This window comes from Candidatus Scalindua japonica, from assembly GCF_002443295.1.
Lineage (GTDB): Bacteria > Planctomycetota > Brocadiia > Brocadiales > Scalinduaceae > Scalindua > Scalindua japonica.
The window spans coordinates 101,768-120,411 of the sequence record NZ_BAOS01000014.1; the positions used below are offsets into that span (position 1 = coordinate 101,768).

The following is an 18,644-nucleotide window of genomic DNA, read 5'->3' on the forward strand; positions in this document are numbered from 1 at the left end:
AGTAATGGAATATGACCACAATAACAAAAAGAGAACTAGCAGAGGCTATCTCTCAAAAATTAGGAAGTCCGCAAATAGTTACTAAACAAACAATTCAACTTTTCCTAGAATTATGTACCGAAGAACTTGTAAAAGGCAATCGATTAGAATTCAGGGACTTTGGTATTCTTACTACAGTCGAAAGAGGGTCCAGAATTGGAAGAAACCCCAAAACCGGCACAACCGTAGATGTACCTCCAAAAAGAGTTGTAAGGTTCAAATCAGGAAGACTTCTAAAAGAGAAGGTCCAAAAGAAAGAGAGTTTCGCTCAGAAGGTACCAACAGACTCCGGCAACGATGTTACTACTCAGGGCCAGTAATTAATATCCGGCTGCGCTCCCTTAAATTTATCAACATGATTTCTGTGTGAATTGTCTTTTGAAAAACCATGTTCTTCAAGTATCCATTTACTCCCTGATCTTTTATAAGTAATTTTGTAGGAATAATCAGACAATCGCCATCTCCAAAAGAAAAAATGTGACAATCCTGTCATAAAAATATTTATTTTCTGCGCATATGGATCAATGTCTTCAAATACTGCAATACCCATCCTGGTAACTCCCGGATCGTATTCCCCTTTCATCTTGTCCGGACTTAAATACTTCTCTCCATCTTCGGAAACTTGTTCTGCAATTTTTGGTATATATTTTGCTTCATAAAATTTATCTGTGTCAGTTGACAATATAGTTGATACAGGTATCAAAATCTTCTGATCAATAGTATTACGTATTGAGTATACCCATATCAAATATTTTTTCTCGTTTTCAGAACTCTCATTGAACTTAAAATATTCGGGAACACTCCAGCCAAAATCCACTTGTGATGCATCCGATGTCGCAGGAAACAATATGACAACATTAAGAAACAACATAAAACACAAATACTTGAATTTTTTCATCAATAAACCCCCAACCTGGCTTAGCCAGAATTAAATATTTTATATTTAAGCTTTACTATCTTATCAGTTGTTTCATCTGAAATTGATACATTGCTTTTCCTTGCAAACATTTTCATCGTTTCCCTGTCAGTTATACCTTCCATAAGGTAAATATCCAGATCAGAAGCAGATATATCTATCGTTGACAATGCTTCTTGCCACGATTTGATGTGATACTGCATTCCATAGACGACAACTCCGTCCATATCAAAAATCAGCGTATTAATGTTTTTCATCTTCTATTAACTCCAGCGCATACTTTATAGGAACACCAAAGTTTGCACCGCTGAAACCACGAAAAATCCCATAATTTACAGCAACCACTTCTCCTTTATTATTAAAAAGCGGCCCACCACTACCCCCAACAGTTGTCTGTGCATCATATATAATTCTTTTTCTTAAAACATCGCTAATGTGTCCCTGAGTTGCTATAGGCTTTATCAAACCATGATTAGATAGCTCCTGGGCCGCTTCCAGAAAAGACATTTTAGATATTTCCAGTGCAATTTCCGGATCACTTTTTGCGCAAAGAGCATTTATACCGGCCGGATAACCTAACAGGACAACAGGTTCTCCCTCTATTGCCTCCTTATCACTTAATTCTATATCAAATTCAGGTAATTCAATTCCTTCAGGGTCAAAACTTACAAGAGCAACATCGACAATATCAGAAACTTTTTCTACTTTAAGTGGAACAGGGTCTTTCACCTCAGGAAAGAAAGCCCTGAACACCTCAAGTTTTGGTATAAAGCCTGGTTCAAGAGGAATAGCATGTGCCGCCTGCCGCCACCAAGGCTCAGCAATATGACGATTTGTCAGGATCTTTCCATTACCTATCATAAATCCGGTTCCTGTAAGTTGATTGGTCAGTAGACGCCCATCCCGCCACGATTTTAACGGCTTACCCGTTTTTTCATCAACTAAAGAAAAAGAACACTGAATTAAACAAACACCCTTACTGAAATCTTTTATTATTTTTTCGCCTATAGCACTCTCAAATTCAAGGAGTTCTACTCTTTTTGTTGTTTCTGTCAGACCGGAGAATATGTTATAGATTAATGTAACAATACCAATAAAGGTGAGCAAGAAGAGAAAGACAGTAACAAGTTTAAATTTTGCTGACGATTGTGTAAACGCCTCTGTCAATAGACTCTGAAAAAAAGCCGTCGCCGTAACAAGCGTTCTCCCCTTCTGTGGTTCTCTGGCGATATCCATGGAATCCGCCAGTATTTCACTCAATGGCTTACATACATCTCCCACCTCCTCTTTTATCCTGAAACGTGCTCTTGGCCCGTTGTTACCAAATTCAATAAGGTCACCATCATGAATAACAACCTCCTTTATCTGCCTGTTATTCACAAACGTACCTTCAGCACTGTCTAAATCCTTCAGGACATAATCACACTCCTGTAAAATTATTTCCGCATGAAAAGGTGATGTGTTTTTGTCTATAGATTGATCAAAATTGAGGTTGCACATAGGGCCTGTTCCAACACTGATTTTTGAATCAGTAAAGGATTCTGTCTTACCTCTTTTACTTCCCGACAGATGAACAAAGATAGCCTTCATGTGTTATTGTGAACAAAATGATTGTATATAATATCAGCAAAAGCACTTAGTCCCTTCATATCTTTGCCCAATTTTGATATCTTGTTTCCAAGCGCTTCCCTGTTTCTAAAGTTCTTTGAAACGTATTCGGCTACGAAAGTCTGAGCTGAAATAAAATTAAGATCAATCCCCTGATCATCAGAGCTTTCTGATATTTTATATGCAACCAGATCAGTAATTGTCTTTAATGTAATATCTTTTTTACTGCTTATATTGTTTTTGACTGTTTCAAAATCCAGATGGTCACTGGATATAAAAGACTGATATATCATCTCAGCAAAGGTTTCAATTCCCTTAAGCCCACCATCTAATATTGTTAACTTTTCGCGAAATTCATCAAGGGTACTGTAATTTTCTGAAATATATTCTGCCGTTATTTGCTCTGCTTTAGTAATATTATTTTCAGGACCACTGTCATAAGGACCCTTTGATATTTTTAACGCTACTATATCAGTTATGGGTTTTAATGTAACATCTTTAACATTTCGTATATGATCTACAATTGTTTCCACATCCAGTTTCTTGTCCATTTAAGTGCATTATACTAACGCATAAATATAAATCAACTCTGATATATAACACTCGGTTTAATCGGCAAATATCCAGATAGTTCAGCTTTAATGACGATATATGAGAATGGAAATAAAAGCGAACCAATCAAGAACGCTCGATAAGAAAAAAAACAATGGTTTTGGTGGGGACATGTTTATGTGAAATGATTAAAAAAATAAAGGCTTCAGGGTTAATTTAAACCCTGAAGCCTTTAGTAGTTCTTACTAACGATAAGTTTCAATCAATGACTGCCGGTAGCTGGACGACCTGCAGCACCTAATTCAAATGTCACCTGTACAATTTCACCTGCTTTAACCCTGACTTGTTTGGTAGCTGTATTGTCATGGTGATCAGCAACTGTAACGGTATGGAAGCCATTGTCAACTGATAAAATTGTGTTTCCGCTATAACCGGTAGTACCAGAATTATCTCCTACACTTACCTCAGCTCCTTTAATTGGCGCACCCATTGCTGTTACCATAACAATGACTGTTCCTCCCTGAGTAGGAGGCCACTCACCACCCCTATCATAAGCAGAGCTAACATTGCTCAAGCAGAAAATTAACCCAGCTGCTATCAGCGATACAAAAGCAAATTTCATTTTACTAAGCATTCCCTTCTCCTTTCAAAATTAAAAAATAAAAACACGCAACATTGCAGTAAATCTTCTCTTCATTACAAGAAAACGTGGCTAAAACACCCACCTCTTATCGATGAGATGTTTTGTTAGCCTGAAAAACAAATTAGATCAAGGGATTATACATTAAAACTTGTTTTCGTCAAGTGATTTTCTGTTTTTTGGTTTGAGACAGCTAACCCTTTTCTCTTAATTTAGTTATAAATATTTGCGTATATTAATTGACTAATTATACAATAATAACAAATATTATTATTTTTTTTCATAATGTATTAATGTAGTATAGTAGTCACATAACTAATACAATCATAATCGTCTAATATAAAACAACTTATACCACCTTACAAGCCAAAATTCATTGATTTGCCATGCAAAATAGAGAAATAACGGAAGAGAAGAGTTTCTATAAACATAAAAGAGATTTTCTTAAGGGTTACGCACCTTTTTCCTTATTGTCAAACAATTTATTAAAGAAGATTGTATCTAAAATCCAGATCCAGAATTATGGGACAGGTCAGACTATATGTGAAAGAGGACAGAAGGGTAATTGCCTGTTTATCATCCATACCGGGACCGTGGTAGAAACGTTGGTTGATAACAGTGGAGAAGAGATTACCGTCGCAATACTCAACAAAGGAGATTGTTTTGGTGCAATCCCTTTCCTTACCGATGAATCATACCTGGCAACCAGAAAGGCAAAGGAAGAGGTTGAACTCTTCGTACTTCACGATTATGACATCCAGGAACTGATTCTGAAGAACCCTGTTCTAAGTATACATTTAAGTAGAATTGTCTCTGAAAGGATAAAATCCTTCTTTGATTTCTTTGAAAAGGAAAAGATAAAAATAGTTGAAGTCATTGAAGGTGAATCTGAAAAAGAGAGAAAACTGGAAATAATTAATAGAGTAACCAGGCTATTCCATTCATCGGAAGATATTAACAGGACACTCTTTTTTGTTGTCAAGGCAGTTAACAGAGAAATGAAAGCCGATGCCTGTTCTATTTATCTCGTAGACCCGGTTTCTTATGAACTTGTACTGGAAGCTGCAGTTGGCTTTGATGAAAAAGTAATTACAAATGTGAGAATGCGATTGGATAAAGGTGAAGGGATTACCGGATGGGTAGTAGAGCATGGAGAACCTGTCGCTCTTGAAGATATCCATGCGGACCCAAGGGTGAAGTTTATTACTGAAATCCATGAGGACCGATTTTCATCGCTATTGTCTGTACCGTTAGGTGATAAAAAAAACGTTATAGGCGCGATTAATATACAGACTGTAGACAGAAGAAAGTACACGTATGATGATATAAGAGGATTGACGATTATGGCAAATCACATTGCCCTTGCAATCTCCCATGCACGCCTTAAAAGGAGGATACAGATTGTAGAAGGAGTAAGCGACAGAAACGTTTCAGATAAATCGGGTTTTGTAGGTAAGGGTAAGTATATTGACAAAATAAATGCGTTCGTTGATTTAATGGCTTCTGGTGACGGACCGGTATTAATAGGTGGTGAAGATGGAACTGGTAATGTGCCGATGTCAAAGATTATTCATTATAAGAGCAAACGTTATAAAGGCCCTTTTGTAGAGATTGATTGTAGAAATATTGACAGTGCATCATGGGGAGAAGAACTGTTTGGATATGAAAAAAATACTAAAGTAATTTGCAGTGATGGCCTGACAAAAAATAATTTACAGAACGATTTTTCCCCTCAGAAAGATATTGAAACAGGAAGCCTGGTAACACGTCTGGGATTTATTGAGCTGGCTGATTCAGGAACTATTTTTTTAAATCATGTTGATAGATTGAATCAGGCGAACCAGATTAAATTACTGAATTATCTACAGGAAGGTAAATTTAATCGTGTCAACGGAAATGATACTATTTTTTCAAACGCGAGAATTATTTCATCTGTTTCTCAAAATATCGCTTCATATTTAGAGGAAGGAAGATTTGATAAGAGTCTATATAAAATACTAAATAAAAATTATTACCAATTAAAGGCTCTTAGAGACCAGAAACGCAGTATTCCCATGCTTACCAAAGATTTTATTGAAAATATCAGTCGTGAATTGCATAAAGACGTAAAGGGTATAGCTGACAATGCTATGGGAAGATTGATGAGTTATGATTGGCCCGGTAATGTAAAAGAACTTGAGAATGTATTAAGGCGCGCAGTAATTCTGGCAAAAGGTGATGTAATTACGTCAGAACAGATTTTTTTCGGTATACCGATGGGAGAAAAAAAATGGTCATATGATATTCTTTCATTTGATACGGTTAAAAGTTTCCTGAAAAGCAGACTTTATCCATCAGGCCTTCAGATTTTAAGTTCTATTTTTCTTGTAATTACACTTCTGATGCTTTTTCTGGGACACAAAAACGGGCTGTTAAATCCTGTAAATATATTATTCTGGTCAGCCGGAATATTTGGCATGTACATGATAACTTTTGTTTCCGGAAGATTTTTATGCGGAATATGTCCTTTTGCTGCCACAGGTGATTTGATTAAGCGATTTATATGTTTTAATCGGCAAATACCAAAGATAATGGTTTCATACGGAAGGTATTTTACCATTGGACTCATAATATCAATCTTCTGGTTTGAAGGTGTCACATCAATTCAACACTCTTCGACATTAACGGCATACTTAATTGTATTTATTCTCTCAGGAGCTATTATTTCAGGCATTCTCTTTGAAAGAAGAGCATGGTGCAGGTATCTTTGCCCACTGGGTGGCCTGTTTGGCATTTATTCACTTACATCAATAACCTCTTTGAAGGCAAATAGAAGTGTCTGTCTGAACCAATGTGAAACTCACGATTGTTATCTGGGAACACAATTAACAAAAGGCTGTCCAATGTATTTACATCCTTATGGACTGGAGAATGGTAAAGATTGTGTTTTATGTATGAATTGTTATAAAAACTGCAGTCACGGTTCTATAAAGGTCAATTTCCAGGTACCCGGAAACGATATAGGCAACATGTCCAACAGGTCATTGTCTGAATCTTTACTGTGTTTGTCAATGTTGGGGATTTTGTTAGTTGAGTATGGGAGCCTTCTCAGTATAGAGTCTCAGCTCTTTCAATCTTTATCTCGCCTTATCGGAATCAATCAAACCATACTTTACACGTTGATATTCATCTCTGTATCTTTTCTATCGTCCGGTTCTATCGTTTTTCTCGATTATGTATCTAATGGGTTCTCGTTTGACAATGTGAAAGCAAGAATTATAGACTTCGGATACTCTGCAATTCCACTCGCACTTATGGGACATCTTGCCTTTTACTGGAACAAAATTAAAGCGGATTTCCGAAAGCTGATGGAGTTAACCGGTATATACCAACCGGTAAGGGTTGAAAATGAAGTTTTAATTGCAGAAAAAATAGAGGGTATCTCAGCTATTGAATTATTATTTATTTTTGCAGGTTTTTTTGGAAGTGTTTATATTTTCTATCTTCTATCAAAAAAGACAAAACATGCTTTGACAATATCGACCACGACCAGTTATTTATCTGTATTCGCTGTCTTTGCATTTACATATATATGTTTATTGTAGAACACAAGTTACGGTTGTATTCTGTAGTTTTGAAATTGTTGAGTTTTCTGTTTCAGTTCACATTATTCAGCTAAAGATGAGGGGTTATACAGTTTAGACTTATTATGCGAATCTTTTGGACCTAAAAAACATATGAACTCTTTCAGCAATTCCTTATTAAAAAAATTTTCCTTTTTACTTTTCATCTCTGCCAGCGCCGCAAAAGGAGTCATCGCATCTGCGTAACCCTTGTTGCTAGTCATTGCATCATACGCATCAACTATTCGTGATATACTGCCAAATAAATGGATATCACCTTCTCCAATTCCATAAGGATACCCTGTACCATCATGATTTTCATGATGTTGAATAACTACTTTTAATGACAGTCCATCAATATTACCCCTCTGTTCTAAAAGCTCAAGTCCCGCTTTAGGATGCCTCCTTATTACATCCAACTCTTCTCGGGTAAGTTTATTGCTATTGTTGATAACATCAGGAGAGATGGTTGCCATTCCTATATCATGCAACAACAAACCTGTACCAAGGCAATCCAATTCATGCGGCTTTAAGGAAAGATATTTACCAAAAAGTAAGCCAATCACCGACACATTAATAGAATGTGTATATAACTGGTAATTTTGGGAAGTGACTGTAAATAAACTGTAAAATGTGTTTTCATCTTGCACGATGTGTTGGACTGTATTACTTACCCACTCAGACGCCCTTTCGATATTTTGGCCGGACTTTGGGTCGTCCAAAATCTCCTTTGTAATATTCTCAGCAACCTGATAGAGAACTCCGGATTTTTCTAAAGAGTCCTTACTACTGTCTTCAATGATTTGTTTAAGGTTTTTTTCCTGATATCTGAGATATTTATCAGTGTCTTTTGTAGAAATATAAAGCCTTTGTATATTCCTGTTTAATAATTCCCCTTTTCTCTGCTGGCTAAATTGCTCGTTTCCACGGCAGAATAAAATATATTGCGAGCGTCCTCTGATATCACTTCTTAAAAAAAGATCAAACTCTATCTTTGTATTTTCAATTAAAGTATTTTTTGTTATGGCTATATATTCATTCATTATCGAAGAAATGTAGATTTCCAGGCAAAAAAATTAATTCATTTTTTAATTTAAATTTCTACTTGAAACCAAAAAGTACGTTTATCTCTTTTGTGTTTTTTTATTGTCACAGTATCGTTTGTAAGACGGTATACAAATTGTTCGAATAGGCTATTTTACTTAGGACGTATTCATCTGCAATATATTATCATCTCTGGGTTTTTTGCGAGGATCTTTAAGCCCAAGAAAGCAGATAAACTCTTTCAACAATTCATCGTCAAAGCAGCCCTGCATCTCTTTTTTAATTTCTGCCAGTGTCGCAAATGGCTTCATTGCGGACGCATATGGTCGGTTGGATGTCATTGCATCATATGAGTCAACTATACGGGAAATATGACCAAATAGATGAATTTCATTACCTCCGATTCCATAAGGATATCCTGTACCATCATTATTTTCGTGGTGTTGAACAACAATTTTCAGTGACGCACCATCAATATTTATGAATTGATCTAAAATGTTCAGTCCCAATTTAGGGTGTTTTTTTATTATACCGAATTCTTGACTCGTAAGATTTCTACGATTATTTATTATCTCTGATGGGATTTTTGTCTTACCAATATCATGTAGAAGCAGGCCCGTTCCCAGATTTTTCAATTCCTTAGAATCTAAAGCAAGATATTTTCCAAAAAGTAATCCGATTACTGAGGTATTAATAGAATGTGTATAAATATGATAATCACGAGAGGTAACTTCAAACAAGCTGGAGAACGTGTTTTCATTTTGAATAATGTGGGTAATGGTGTTACCGACCCAGGCAGAAGCCCGTTTGACTGTCTGGGTTGGTATTGGATCTGCCATGATATCACGAGTTAAATTTTTTGCAACTTGATAAAGTGCTCCTGATTTTTGTAAAGAACTTTTACTGCTATCCGTAACGATTTGGTTAAGATTTTGTTCCTGGTATATTAAGTATTTGTCTGTGTCTTCTGAGGAGATATAGAATTGTTCTACCTTTTTGTTTAATAACTCTTCTCTCAACTGAGGGCTGAAGAGTTGGTTTCCTCGGCAGAATAAGATATATCTTGAGCGGCCGTTAAAATCATTTCTCAAAAACAAATCAAACTCTATCTTAGTGCCTTCAACTAAAGCATTTTTTGTTATGGCTATGTATTCACTCATTCAGAATTTGTAGAACTTTCTTGATATAGATACTAATTCAAAGGTATTAGTACATTTGGAATAAGAGAACATTTTATATCGTTTATTTTTGTTTATAATACTTCTTACAAGATTTTTTCTCTGTTTGTTTGCCAACAAGAGTCATTGTCGCTAATTTCATGCCTATCGCATAAAACATACAAACAACAGACTAAAAGAAACAAGCAATTTGCTATAAGTATCAATATTGCAAATATTTGTCTTTAATACATGGCCGCAAGAATTTTTCAGGTGACAACTCAATTCATTCTATATTATTTTATAGAATTGTTTATATTTACAACATTTTTTAAAAACCTTTTACTTTGCTCTTATTATACCGATACACATTTATGCAAACATCTTAAGTATTTGTGTGTACCAGGAGTGTCAAGGTTAGCTAATATTGTACCCAAACGATTGATAAATATAGTAAACAAATAGTACAGAGAAATGTTTGTGGCAAGCACCAACATACTAACGTCTTATCCACTGAGTGTGTTTTGTGGATTTTGTTAAAAGACAGTTATTACTGTTTCAACTTGTCATTAATATTGTTAATAATACCCAGCGTTTTTGGGGTAATTATTTTTTGTCGTGCATATTCAGGCAGGTTAAATCAAAAATGAATGGATATGTTGAGTTTTACAAAAAAAGCTATTACTATTTTTTTGTCTTATTGATTGCGTCTCTTATCATACTTTTAGTTGGAAAATCCACTTTTTTCCCATCTACACAATAATGACGACTTCTCAAACCATAATTTTTAATGGCTTGCATATTCGGTTCTAAATCTCTTCCATTGATTCTCACTGTGGGAGAACCGATAAAATGTAATCGTCTTGCATCTTCCGGTGTTTCCAGAATAAACAAACTAATATCTGCATCAATGCCCTCTTAATCAATAACCTCCTGGATATTATCTGTAATAGATGACAGGTCTGGACTGCCATCAATAACGAAAACTCCAATATTGACAATATTTCTTGGAGTTTGTGTTATCGTAACCGTTATTTCATCACTGTTGTCTCTGAACCCTTCCCCGAACTTACCAATTAAGTCATCATTCATGGATAGATATAAATAATTACCCTCATCACCGGGTAAAACATACGCAGATCCTGACAGGCCCATTGAGAGGACCATATCATCATTAATTTTGCCAAGAAGCATACCGATGTTCTCTCCAGGCAAAGAATAACTTTCTAAAGCAGGAACAGGTATTCCATCTGCAGTATGTCCATCGGGAAACATTGTTGAATTAAAACTCCAGTAATCATCCTCTTTTACTTCCCAATTTATAATATGGTTTTTTTTCAGGATGATATCTGTCATTTGCCATGCCTGGTCTGCATGGACTACAACGATTTCCGCAGAAACATCTTTTGGTCCATTTACTATAAATATTACCAGGATAGTAAAGGCTATGATATGAACGAATTTATTCATTTTTTTTAATAACAATATATAGAAGTATTGAAAGGTTCCATTATACTACTGAAACAGATTATGTCAACTTACACGGATAAATGCGGTGTACAGTGGAAAACTTTTATATATCTTTTAAGAGTTTATTGGCAGAAGATTTTTCAATTGTATCATTAAACGTGTCCAGAGTACTTGTTAATATCTTTAACTCCCTGTTTTGTGCGACAGGTATATCGTTAGTCCCGTTTTTATCCAGAGCATCAATTACGTGCTTTATGGTAAGCAAAGTAATGGTACATGCAGGCTGGTATGCAAACTCCTGGTCCTCTTCAATATTGGTTTCAACGGCAATCCCACACTCAACTAATTCATAGAGAATCTGATGTACCAACCGAATGGGTATTTCCAGGGTATGAGAAATCTTGCTTGCGGTCAAAGGTTTGACTTCATCAGAAAAATTCTTTATTATTAAGTGAGTTATCTGTAACGCAAGTAATCTCTTGTATGAGAGACTTACACGTGAACAGTCAGGTTCAAACTCATATGTGTCTATATTCTGAAGAGCAAAAGAAATTTCTGCTCCAAAAAGGACGATCAACCAGCTAATCTGTAACCAGATTAAAAAGAGAGGTAATGCGGCAAAGCTTCCATAAATAGCATTATACTGCGCTACACCAACCTGAGAGTAGATATAGCCCCATTGCGCTACTTGATAAGCTACCGCCGCAATCGCACCTGCTATCACACCATACAGGAACCTGACCTTTGTGTTAGGCATAAAGATATAAATAAAAGTAAAAGCCCCACAGATTGCGCAGTAAGGAAGTAGTTTAAACGAAAGAAATATCAGAGGACTGAAGAATCCTAAAAAGGCAAACCGCTCAGTTATAAGAGTAATCTGGGTAATCAAAAATACTGTTATACCACTTGATACAATGATAAGAACAGGGCAAATCAGCATTATAGATATGTAATCTGTTATCTTCCTGACGGTACTTCGTGATTTCTTAATTCCCCAGATGTCATTAAATGAATGCTCAATATTGCTTAACAATTTAATTACTATCCAGAAAAGTACTGCCAGACCTATACCGGCCACCATCCCTCCTTTAGTTTGTTCGAGAAGAGAACGGGCAAATCCCATAACCTGCACAAGCACCTCTTCCTGACCTGGAAATTTTTTCAAGAGTTGATTTTCCAGGGCCTGATCAGAACCAAACCCTTTCGCTATACCAAATATCAGAGCAACTACAGGAACAATTGAGAGCAGTGAGTAGAAGGTTAGAGCAGATGCTCTTAAAGTACATTTATCTTCATAAAATCCACGAAATGCCAGTATCACAACTCTAAGCTGCGTAATCAAGAATATTTTCTTACGAGGATGGTCTTGTAGGCGAATTCTCCATATGTCAGTTGTGACATAATCAATAATTTCTGATAACATAGTTTTCATATGATAAGAAACCTCACCAGATAACATATTGCGGCATAGCCACCCGCCTGAATAAAGAAGTCGGCCAGAAAATCAATTTTGAAACATCTTGATGTATTCTTGCTGGCAGGCAAGAAAAGTGCTTAACATAATAAAAAATTCTTCCATAACTTTAGCTCACTTCAAACTTCATACCAGACTACGTTATTCACGCGGGTAAACGTTTTTAACTTATTTTGCTTATTCTATAGTATGGTGAAATGAGTTGTCAACCGTTATAATTAACAGTTCAAACGAGTGACTAAAGGAAAAAAAAGATTTGTTTTCTACCACAACTTTAGCCCACTTCAAACTTTCTGCCCGATTTCGTCATTCAGGCGAGTAGGTGCTTTTAACTTTTATAGTATAAAGGAGTGTGTTGAAATGAAAAGCTATCGAAAAGAGTTATCGTTTAACGTTACAAAGAGAAGGGAGTTTATAAACATTACTCCTGAAGTAAATTCCTGTCTCAAACAGAGCGGTATACGAGAAGGGCTCGTCCTGGTTAATGCCATGCATATTACCGCTTCTGTCTTTATAAATGACGATGAATCCGGCCTTCATTACGATTATGAGGAGTGGCTGGAAAAGCTGGCGCCTCACGAGCCACTTTCACAATACCGTCATAACAATACGGGAGAGGATAATGGAGACGCGCACCTCAAGCGTCAGGTTATGGGTCGTGAAGTCGTTGTCGCCATCACCGAAGGCAGATTAGACTTTGGGCCATGGGAACAGATATTCTATGGAGAGTTTGATGGCAGACGGAGAAAGAGGGTCCTGGTGAAAATTATTGGTGAATAAAAATTTGTGTTTGCAAATTGGTTATTGAATATCTCTGTGGACATCCTGTTATTCAAAAACCATTTTAAAATATTACGTAAAGGCAGCATGGACAAACTTGTTTGTCCATGCTGTTCATCCTGACAGTTTCTTACGGCTCGGTCTCCGGCAGCGCCAGACTCAACCGTTCATGACTTTGTACCATGCGGAATTGTGGTTTTTTGATAACATTTACACCGACAAATACTTCCATACTTTTCAGGAAGCTTCGGCATTCATCGCTGAGATGTTTCAGGTGTAGCCGTTTACCTATATTAAAATATCGATCTGAGAGTGATTTGATCGCTTCAAGCCCTGACTGGTCGCACACCTTTGAATGCCTGAAATCTATGACTACATTATCCGGGTCCTTATGCGGATCAAAAGATTCAAGAAATTTTCGCACTGATCCGAAAAACAATGGACCAGACAGTCCATATACACATAACCTTGGCGTTTCTACGAGTAAATTCAGTTGGATAGTCTTTCCGCTTTTCCACGCAAAAACCAACGCGGAAACGATAACACCCGCAGCCACCGCAATCGCAAGATCGGTAAACACCGTTACACCCGAGACGAGGACTAATACGAACGCGTCGGCACGTGGCATCTTGTGAACAATACGGATGCATGACCATTCGAAAGTACTCAAAACAACCATAAACATAACCCCTACCAATGCGGCAAGTGGGATCATTTCAATATACTTCGACCCAAATAGAATACACAAAAGAAGAAAAATCGCGGCAGAAATACCGGATAACCTGCCCCGACCACCGGAATTTACATTTATCATGCTTTGTCCTATCATGGCACATCCTCCCATTGTACCAAAGAAACCTGCAACTACATTTGCGATACCCTGTCCAAAGCACTCCCTGTTGCTCTGTCCGCGAGTCTCTGTTATTTCATCCACCAGTGACAATGTCATCAGAGACTCCAGAAGACCAATTGCCGCAAGAATAAGGGAATAGGGCCAGATGACACTCAGAGTATGCCAGTTCAGAGGAATCATGGGAATGTGAAATTGTGGCAACCCTCCGGCAACAGATGCCATGTCTTTTACCTGAAGCGTATCTACATTAAATCCAATCACTACTGCAGAAATCACTAAAATAGCAATCAGTGGTGCTGGGACCGCGCGTGTCAACCGAGGTAGAAAATGAATGATAACCATTGTCGCTACAACCAGCCCTATCATAAGATATAACGTTTCGCCCTGCATCCATGCCAACACATTCCCTTCACCGGACAACTTAAAATGTCTCAACTGAGAGAGAAAAATTACAATCGCAAGACCATTGACAAACCCCAGCATAACAGGATGAGGCACCAGACTGATATACTTACCCAGACGTAAAATCCCCGCGGTTATCTGAATAATTCCCATCAATACAACCGCCGCAAATAGATATTCAACTCCGTTCTTCGCGACAAGTTCAATCATCACTACAGCCAGAGCACCTGTAGCGCCTGAGATCATCCCCGGCCTGCCTCCGCCTACTGCAGTGATAAGCCCTACTATGAAGGCCGCATATAAACCGACCAGAGGATCGACGCCGGCAACAAAGGAAAACGCAACCGCCTCCGGTACTAATGCCAGCGCGACAGTAAGACCGGACAGCAAATCGTCCTTTATATTAACTTGTCTTTGAATATAGACGTTAAACATGGTATTACAAATATAATAATACTATTATCTTAAAGGAAATACAGATGTGTTATGCATACAAAAAAACAGAGGAGAGTGAAGTGCCCTTTACATAAGTCACCAAATCTGATAGACAGAAAAAAATTTCTAAGTTATAAAACGCCCTGTGCCTGAATAGGAATAAGGTGGAAAAAGTTCTTACTGCATTTATGCACACAAAGAAACAAAATGCAATTTTATGGTATTTAAATTTTCGTGTCAACAGTAATATTCCATTGCCCCTGAAAATCAGAATACACCAACGACTTATCATTATTCCTTTCTTTTATTTTCTTTGCAACCTGGAGCTTACAGTCCGATGCGTGGGGAGTGTCTGTAAGTAAAACAATGGCTACGGATGTTAGCACCCGTTCATTCTCAGTTGTATGGATGGCTGATGGACCATTTATACCTCAACTTGAGGTGTTTTCAGACCCGGACGGTCTTAATCCCATCTCAGTTTCTGTCACAAATGTCAGTCAAAACTACCCTCCCGCGGAAGACCTGGGGGTACTCAAAGTTACCGTCACCGGGCTTACTTCCGGCACAACATATTATTACCGCACGACAACCACTTCTAAAGGAGGTGGTAATGATCGTGTGTATCCGGTCACCACTCCTCTGCCTTCTGTGACAACAGAAATCCTGGTCAAAAGGACAATTACGTCGGGTGAGGACGAGGTGCCATTTACAAACGATCTGTTAACAATAGATGTATTTCAGGAAGACGGTGTTACAATCGCTGACGGGGCGCTGATAGTGTTGGACATCGCCGGCGCTGATTATCCAATTTCTGCCTTCGTTGGAATGGGTACTCTCTCCCCGGCAACTATACTTGATTTAAATAATGTATTCGATAAAAATGCTCATGAGAGCATGGATCTGAAAGGTAATGAAAGTACAGCATTGAGACTGATTGGGGGGGGGCCCTGGGTAATACATATATTTCCATTAATATCCCTGTTGAAAGTGGTAAAGCGGAAGTAGTCTCCTCTGACGTCACATCTATGGCATTGAAAACAGATACAGATGGTGACGGCGTCACTGATGGTATAGACATTAATCCATGCAAGGGTGGCAATATTATTGATTGCGATGATAACTGTAAAGACATACCCAATCCCACCCAGGAAGATCTGGATAATGATGGTGTTGGTGATGTGTGTGAAATAATTATTGTGCCTGATGTTATTGGCCTTTCTGAAGCTGATGCGGAAGCTGCTATTACAGGAGTTGGGCTTATAGTTGGTGCCAAAACACCTGGGCTAAATGAAAACGAAAAATATGATAAAGTTGTTAGTCAAAATCCCGCACCCGGAACAGAAGTGTTTGGCAGTACCCAGGTTGATATCGAATTTTCAGTAGTATTAATCATAGTTGTTCCTGATGTAACAGGAATGGAACAGGGTGAGGCGGAAGAGACCATTACTGGCAGTGATCTCACAGTGGGAACAGTAACTATTGGATACAGTGAAGTAGTCCCGAAAGACCATGTGATCAGCCAGTATCCTCTTGCGGGAACTATTGCGGAGGTGGGCGATACTGTTAGTCTTGTTATTTCTGCTGTCTCTGAGATAAGGACAGTACCTTTACTGGAAGGACAGTGTCAGATCGATGCGATTGAGACAATATTATCAGAAGCTGAGCTTGTTTTGGGAACAATAGATACGCAATATTCAGATACCGTTCCTGCTGATTGCGTGATATCTCAGGACCCGGGACCTGGTACTGAGGTTACAGTTGGCTCAGAAGTACATATAACGATTTCCATCGGCCAGGCGCCTGTTGCTGTGCCGGTAGTAACTGAGTTGACACTCTCAGAGGCACAAGAAGTAATTAATGCAGCGAGGCTTGTAATTGGAAGTGTAAGTACTGCAATGAGTAATACCATACCTGTTGGTCAAATTATGGGACAGACCCCCGTTGGTGGAACTGAAGTTACGGTAGGTAGCGCTGTGGATCTGGTAATCTCTTATGATACCAATTATGAAGATGGTAAAGGGTGGCGGCGTAAGGGGTTTGATCCTGGCGGTACATCTAATTATCCGTTTGATGCCAGTCCAAACCCTGGTGGGTTAAACCTGCTATGGCAAAAACCAGATCTGAACAACTCTGTTGTTCTGACATCAGATCTAAATGGTGATGAGGTCCTTGATATTGTTGCTTCGGATGGTACGGTACTGGTTGCTTATGACGGTCAAGGAATTGAATTATGGAAGCAACAGACTTCACCACGTCTCTGCTATATTGGAGATATTGATGGTGATTTGCAGCCAGAGGTCTTTGTCACTTATAAAGATAATGAAAATCATCTCAAAGTGACATATACAATTCGGATGGAACATTTGATAAGACCCTGGATAGAGGACAAAGCGGATTTGATAGCTATATGATTGTATTAACCCATTACGTTGATTATTTAATCGTGGGTTACGGATCTGGATTAAGTTTGTCACCTCGTGGTGTAGGTATTCTCAGATACAGTTCGGGAGAAGAGGACTCGTACTTTGCAACAGGTGGTGGTGGTATATGGAGTACATTTGGTTGTGGTCCTACTGACAATGATGGCAAGCTTAAGATAGCGCTGCCATGGGGAACTCCACACAACGGCGCATTTGTAAATAGGACTACAGACCTTGATTTGTTCGGTATACTTGTTGAAGCTGATATTACTTCCAGTCCCGCAACCATTAATTCACAATTTATTAAACAGATAAGTACGTGGAATCAATTAACTAACCCCAATGGGTACAATTCAGCGATGATGCCTGACCTTAACGGTGACGGTTTTGCGGAGGTACTGTTTAGAGGGGCATGACTCGGTATACTACACGGGTATACAACATTTATATAACGTTTCTACTACTGGTGAGATGCTTTCCTCCTGGCAAGGGTCAGCCAACGGATGGTTCCCTCTCGGGACTGTTATAAATGACATCAATAATGATGGCATTAAGGAGATAGCGATGTCTGCTTATGATAGTGAAACTGTATCAATAATTGATAGTTCCTCTTTTACGACAACAGTTGAAGAATATGGGATTGGGAGGGTCATTGGTTCTACAGATTTTGATGGAGACGGTAAAGATGAAATAATTGTTCACCAATCCAGCTCAGGTGATATCAGGGTGCTTAATGGAGAAGATCTGTCTGAGATCGGCAAATGGAATGTGGGAGAATTCTTTCCAATGAAATCTAACACTGATTTTCTTAACAGGTTCGCAATTTCTGATGTTACAGGTAACGGTAAGCTGGAACTTATTATTGGTTCTAATAACGGGATTTATGCTTTAGAGTCATCATCTGTAATGCCTGACCTGCCTCCTATCCAGGACCTGCGCGCGAGGGCTAAATCCGGCAAGGTCCAAATTCTCTGGACGCCGGTACCAGGAGCGGAACACTATATGATATACAGGAAGAATGGCAACGAAGATTATGAACTGATCAAGGATGAGCATTTTACCGACTATTGTGCCTATGTAGACATCAACCTTACAAATGGGGTTGAATATTGTTACAAAGTATTATATGTAAATGATAAAGGTCAGAAATCATTGGTTTCCAATGAGACATGTGCCACACCAGGAGCAAGAAGAAGACGAAGAAGATAAGCATTACAATGTGATCTGAAAAGAGTAGGTCAAATCTTTCAAA

Annotated in this window: 18 protein-coding genes; 7 read left to right on the forward strand and 11 right to left on the reverse strand. The window is 38.1% G+C overall.

The genetic code is table 11. The annotated features are described in order from the left end of the window. Positions 1-11 precede the first annotated feature (11 nt). Complete coding sequence (locus SCALIN_RS09265; RefSeq protein ID WP_096894220.1) at positions 12-359, forward strand: HU family DNA-binding protein; 348 nt, start codon at positions 12-14, stop codon at positions 357-359. On the opposite strand, the gene SCALIN_RS09270 is transcribed toward SCALIN_RS09265, so the two are convergent. From SCALIN_RS09270 to SCALIN_RS09290, 5 genes are all read right to left on the reverse strand, one after another. Next, complete coding sequence (locus SCALIN_RS09270; protein WP_096894221.1) at positions 347-937, reverse strand: hypothetical protein; 591 nt, start codon at positions 935-937, stop codon at positions 347-349. The genes SCALIN_RS09265 and SCALIN_RS09270 overlap by 13 nt on opposite strands. Before the next feature lie 20 nt (positions 938-957). Beyond that, positions 958-1,212, reverse strand: a complete 255-nt coding sequence (locus SCALIN_RS09275) for an HAD family hydrolase (RefSeq protein ID WP_096894222.1) — start codon at positions 1,210-1,212, stop codon at positions 958-960. Further along, positions 1,199-2,545 carry a trypsin-like peptidase domain-containing protein gene (locus SCALIN_RS09280; RefSeq protein WP_096894223.1) on the reverse strand — a complete coding sequence of 449 codons (1,347 nt, stop codon included), beginning with the start codon at positions 2,543-2,545 and terminating at the stop codon, positions 1,199-1,201. The genes SCALIN_RS09275 and SCALIN_RS09280 overlap by 14 nt, the downstream gene beginning before the upstream one ends. Next, positions 2,542-3,114: a hypothetical protein gene (locus SCALIN_RS09285; protein WP_096894224.1), complete on the reverse strand. Its 573-nt coding sequence runs from the start codon at positions 3,112-3,114 to the stop codon at positions 2,542-2,544. The genes SCALIN_RS09280 and SCALIN_RS09285 overlap by 4 nt, the downstream gene beginning before the upstream one ends. Before the next feature lie 263 nt (positions 3,115-3,377). Beyond that, positions 3,378-3,749 carry a PEGA domain-containing protein gene (locus tag SCALIN_RS09290; RefSeq protein ID WP_096894225.1) on the reverse strand — a complete coding sequence of 124 codons (372 nt, stop codon included), beginning with the start codon at positions 3,747-3,749 and terminating at the stop codon, positions 3,378-3,380. Between the two features lie 392 nt (positions 3,750-4,141). Here SCALIN_RS09290 and SCALIN_RS09295 point away from each other — a divergent pair, with 392 nt between their 5' ends. Next, a complete protein-coding gene (locus SCALIN_RS09295) occupies positions 4,142-7,339 on the forward strand; it encodes a sigma 54-interacting transcriptional regulator (RefSeq protein WP_096894226.1) in 3,198 nt (1,065 codons plus the stop codon). A 62-nt stretch (positions 7,340-7,401) separates the two neighbouring features. On the opposite strand, the gene SCALIN_RS09300 is transcribed toward SCALIN_RS09295, so the two are convergent. The 5 genes from SCALIN_RS09300 to SCALIN_RS09320 form a co-directional block, all read right to left on the reverse strand. Beyond that, positions 7,402-8,400, reverse strand: coding sequence for an HD-GYP domain-containing protein (locus SCALIN_RS09300; protein WP_096894227.1), 999 nt, complete (start codon positions 8,398-8,400; stop codon positions 7,402-7,404). A 159-nt stretch (positions 8,401-8,559) separates the two neighbouring features. Beyond that, entirely contained in the window at positions 8,560-9,561 is a 1,002-nt protein-coding gene (locus SCALIN_RS09305; RefSeq protein WP_096894228.1) for an HD-GYP domain-containing protein, read from the reverse strand. A 681-nt stretch (positions 9,562-10,242) separates the two neighbouring features. After that, on the reverse strand, positions 10,243-10,452 hold the full coding sequence (locus SCALIN_RS09310) for a hypothetical protein (protein ID WP_096894229.1): 210 nt from the start codon (positions 10,450-10,452) through the stop codon (positions 10,243-10,245). 24 nt (positions 10,453-10,476) lie between these two features. Then, entirely contained in the window at positions 10,477-11,028 is a 552-nt protein-coding gene (locus SCALIN_RS09315) for a hypothetical protein (protein WP_096894230.1), read from the reverse strand. A gap of 103 nt (positions 11,029-11,131) precedes the next feature. After that, positions 11,132-12,460 (reverse strand): YihY/virulence factor BrkB family protein, encoded by a 1,329-nt coding sequence (locus SCALIN_RS09320; RefSeq protein ID WP_096894231.1) that lies wholly within the window; start codon positions 12,458-12,460, stop codon positions 11,132-11,134. Positions 12,461-12,862: 402 nt separating this feature from the next. Between SCALIN_RS09320 and SCALIN_RS09325 the strand changes: the two genes are divergently transcribed. Further along, positions 12,863-13,282 carry a secondary thiamine-phosphate synthase enzyme YjbQ gene (locus tag SCALIN_RS09325; protein ID WP_096894232.1) on the forward strand — a complete coding sequence of 140 codons (420 nt, stop codon included), beginning with the start codon at positions 12,863-12,865 and terminating at the stop codon, positions 13,280-13,282. A gap of 130 nt (positions 13,283-13,412) precedes the next feature. Here the strand turns inward: SCALIN_RS09325 and SCALIN_RS09330 are convergent, their stop codons facing one another. Beyond that, positions 13,413-14,972: a SulP family inorganic anion transporter gene (locus SCALIN_RS09330; protein ID WP_096894233.1), complete on the reverse strand. Its 1,560-nt coding sequence runs from the start codon at positions 14,970-14,972 to the stop codon at positions 13,413-13,415. Positions 14,973-15,320: 348 nt separating this feature from the next. Here SCALIN_RS09330 and SCALIN_RS09335 point away from each other — a divergent pair, with 348 nt between their 5' ends. Genes SCALIN_RS09335 through SCALIN_RS09350 form a run of 4 tightly spaced genes read left to right on the forward strand, consistent with a single transcriptional unit; the run spans position 15,321 to position 18,601 of the window. Further along, entirely contained in the window at positions 15,321-15,977 is a 657-nt protein-coding gene (locus SCALIN_RS09335) for a hypothetical protein (RefSeq protein WP_133111801.1), read from the forward strand. Positions 15,978-15,997: 20 nt separating this feature from the next. Continuing rightward, positions 15,998-17,383, forward strand: a complete 1,386-nt coding sequence (locus SCALIN_RS09340) for a PASTA domain-containing protein (protein WP_096894235.1) — start codon at positions 15,998-16,000, stop codon at positions 17,381-17,383. Continuing rightward, entirely contained in the window at positions 17,380-17,808 is a 429-nt protein-coding gene (locus SCALIN_RS09345; RefSeq protein WP_096894236.1) for a hypothetical protein, read from the forward strand. The genes SCALIN_RS09340 and SCALIN_RS09345 overlap by 4 nt, the downstream gene beginning before the upstream one ends. Next, positions 17,780-18,601 carry a fibronectin type III domain-containing protein gene (locus SCALIN_RS09350; protein ID WP_133111803.1) on the forward strand — a complete coding sequence of 274 codons (822 nt, stop codon included), beginning with the start codon at positions 17,780-17,782 and terminating at the stop codon, positions 18,599-18,601. Before SCALIN_RS09345 ends, SCALIN_RS09350 begins: the two co-directional genes overlap by 29 nt. The last annotated feature ends 43 nt before the right edge of the window (positions 18,602-18,644 follow it).

Bases quoted from the DNA above. Each gene is read 5' to 3' on its own strand.
- SCALIN_RS09270 (WP_096894221.1), bottom strand. From the start codon at position 937: ATGAAAAAATTCAAGTATTTGTGTTTTATGTTGTTTCTTAATGTTGTC.
- SCALIN_RS09295 (WP_096894226.1), top strand. From the start codon at position 4,142: ATGCAAAATAGAGAAATAACGGAAGAGAAGAGTTTCTATAAACATAAA.
- SCALIN_RS09300 (WP_096894227.1), bottom strand. From the start codon at position 8,400: ATGAATGAATATATAGCCATAACAAAAAATACTTTAATTGAAAATACA.
- SCALIN_RS09345 (WP_096894236.1), top strand. From the start codon at position 17,380: ATGATTGTATTAACCCATTACGTTGATTATTTAATCGTGGGTTACGGA.
- SCALIN_RS09275 (WP_096894222.1), bottom strand. From the start codon at position 1,212: ATGAAAAACATTAATACGCTGATTTTTGATATGGACGGAGTTGTCGTC.
- SCALIN_RS09325 (WP_096894232.1), top strand. From the start codon at position 12,863: ATGAAAAGCTATCGAAAAGAGTTATCGTTTAACGTTACAAAGAGAAGG.
- SCALIN_RS09265 (WP_096894220.1), top strand. From the start codon at position 12: ATGACCACAATAACAAAAAGAGAACTAGCAGAGGCTATCTCTCAAAAA.
- SCALIN_RS09305 (WP_096894228.1), bottom strand. From the start codon at position 9,561: ATGAGTGAATACATAGCCATAACAAAAAATGCTTTAGTTGAAGGCACT.
- SCALIN_RS09320 (WP_096894231.1), bottom strand. From the start codon at position 12,460: ATGAAAACTATGTTATCAGAAATTATTGATTATGTCACAACTGACATA.
- SCALIN_RS09280 (WP_096894223.1), bottom strand. From the start codon at position 2,545: ATGAAGGCTATCTTTGTTCATCTGTCGGGAAGTAAAAGAGGTAAGACA.
- SCALIN_RS09290 (WP_096894225.1), bottom strand. From the start codon at position 3,749: ATGCTTAGTAAAATGAAATTTGCTTTTGTATCGCTGATAGCAGCTGGG.
- SCALIN_RS09330 (WP_096894233.1), bottom strand. From the start codon at position 14,972: ATGTTTAACGTCTATATTCAAAGACAAGTTAATATAAAGGACGATTTG.
- SCALIN_RS09285 (WP_096894224.1), bottom strand. From the start codon at position 3,114: ATGGACAAGAAACTGGATGTGGAAACAATTGTAGATCATATACGAAAT.
- SCALIN_RS09340 (WP_096894235.1), top strand. From the start codon at position 15,998: ATGGCATTGAAAACAGATACAGATGGTGACGGCGTCACTGATGGTATA.
- SCALIN_RS09315 (WP_096894230.1), bottom strand. From the start codon at position 11,028: ATGAATAAATTCGTTCATATCATAGCCTTTACTATCCTGGTAATATTT.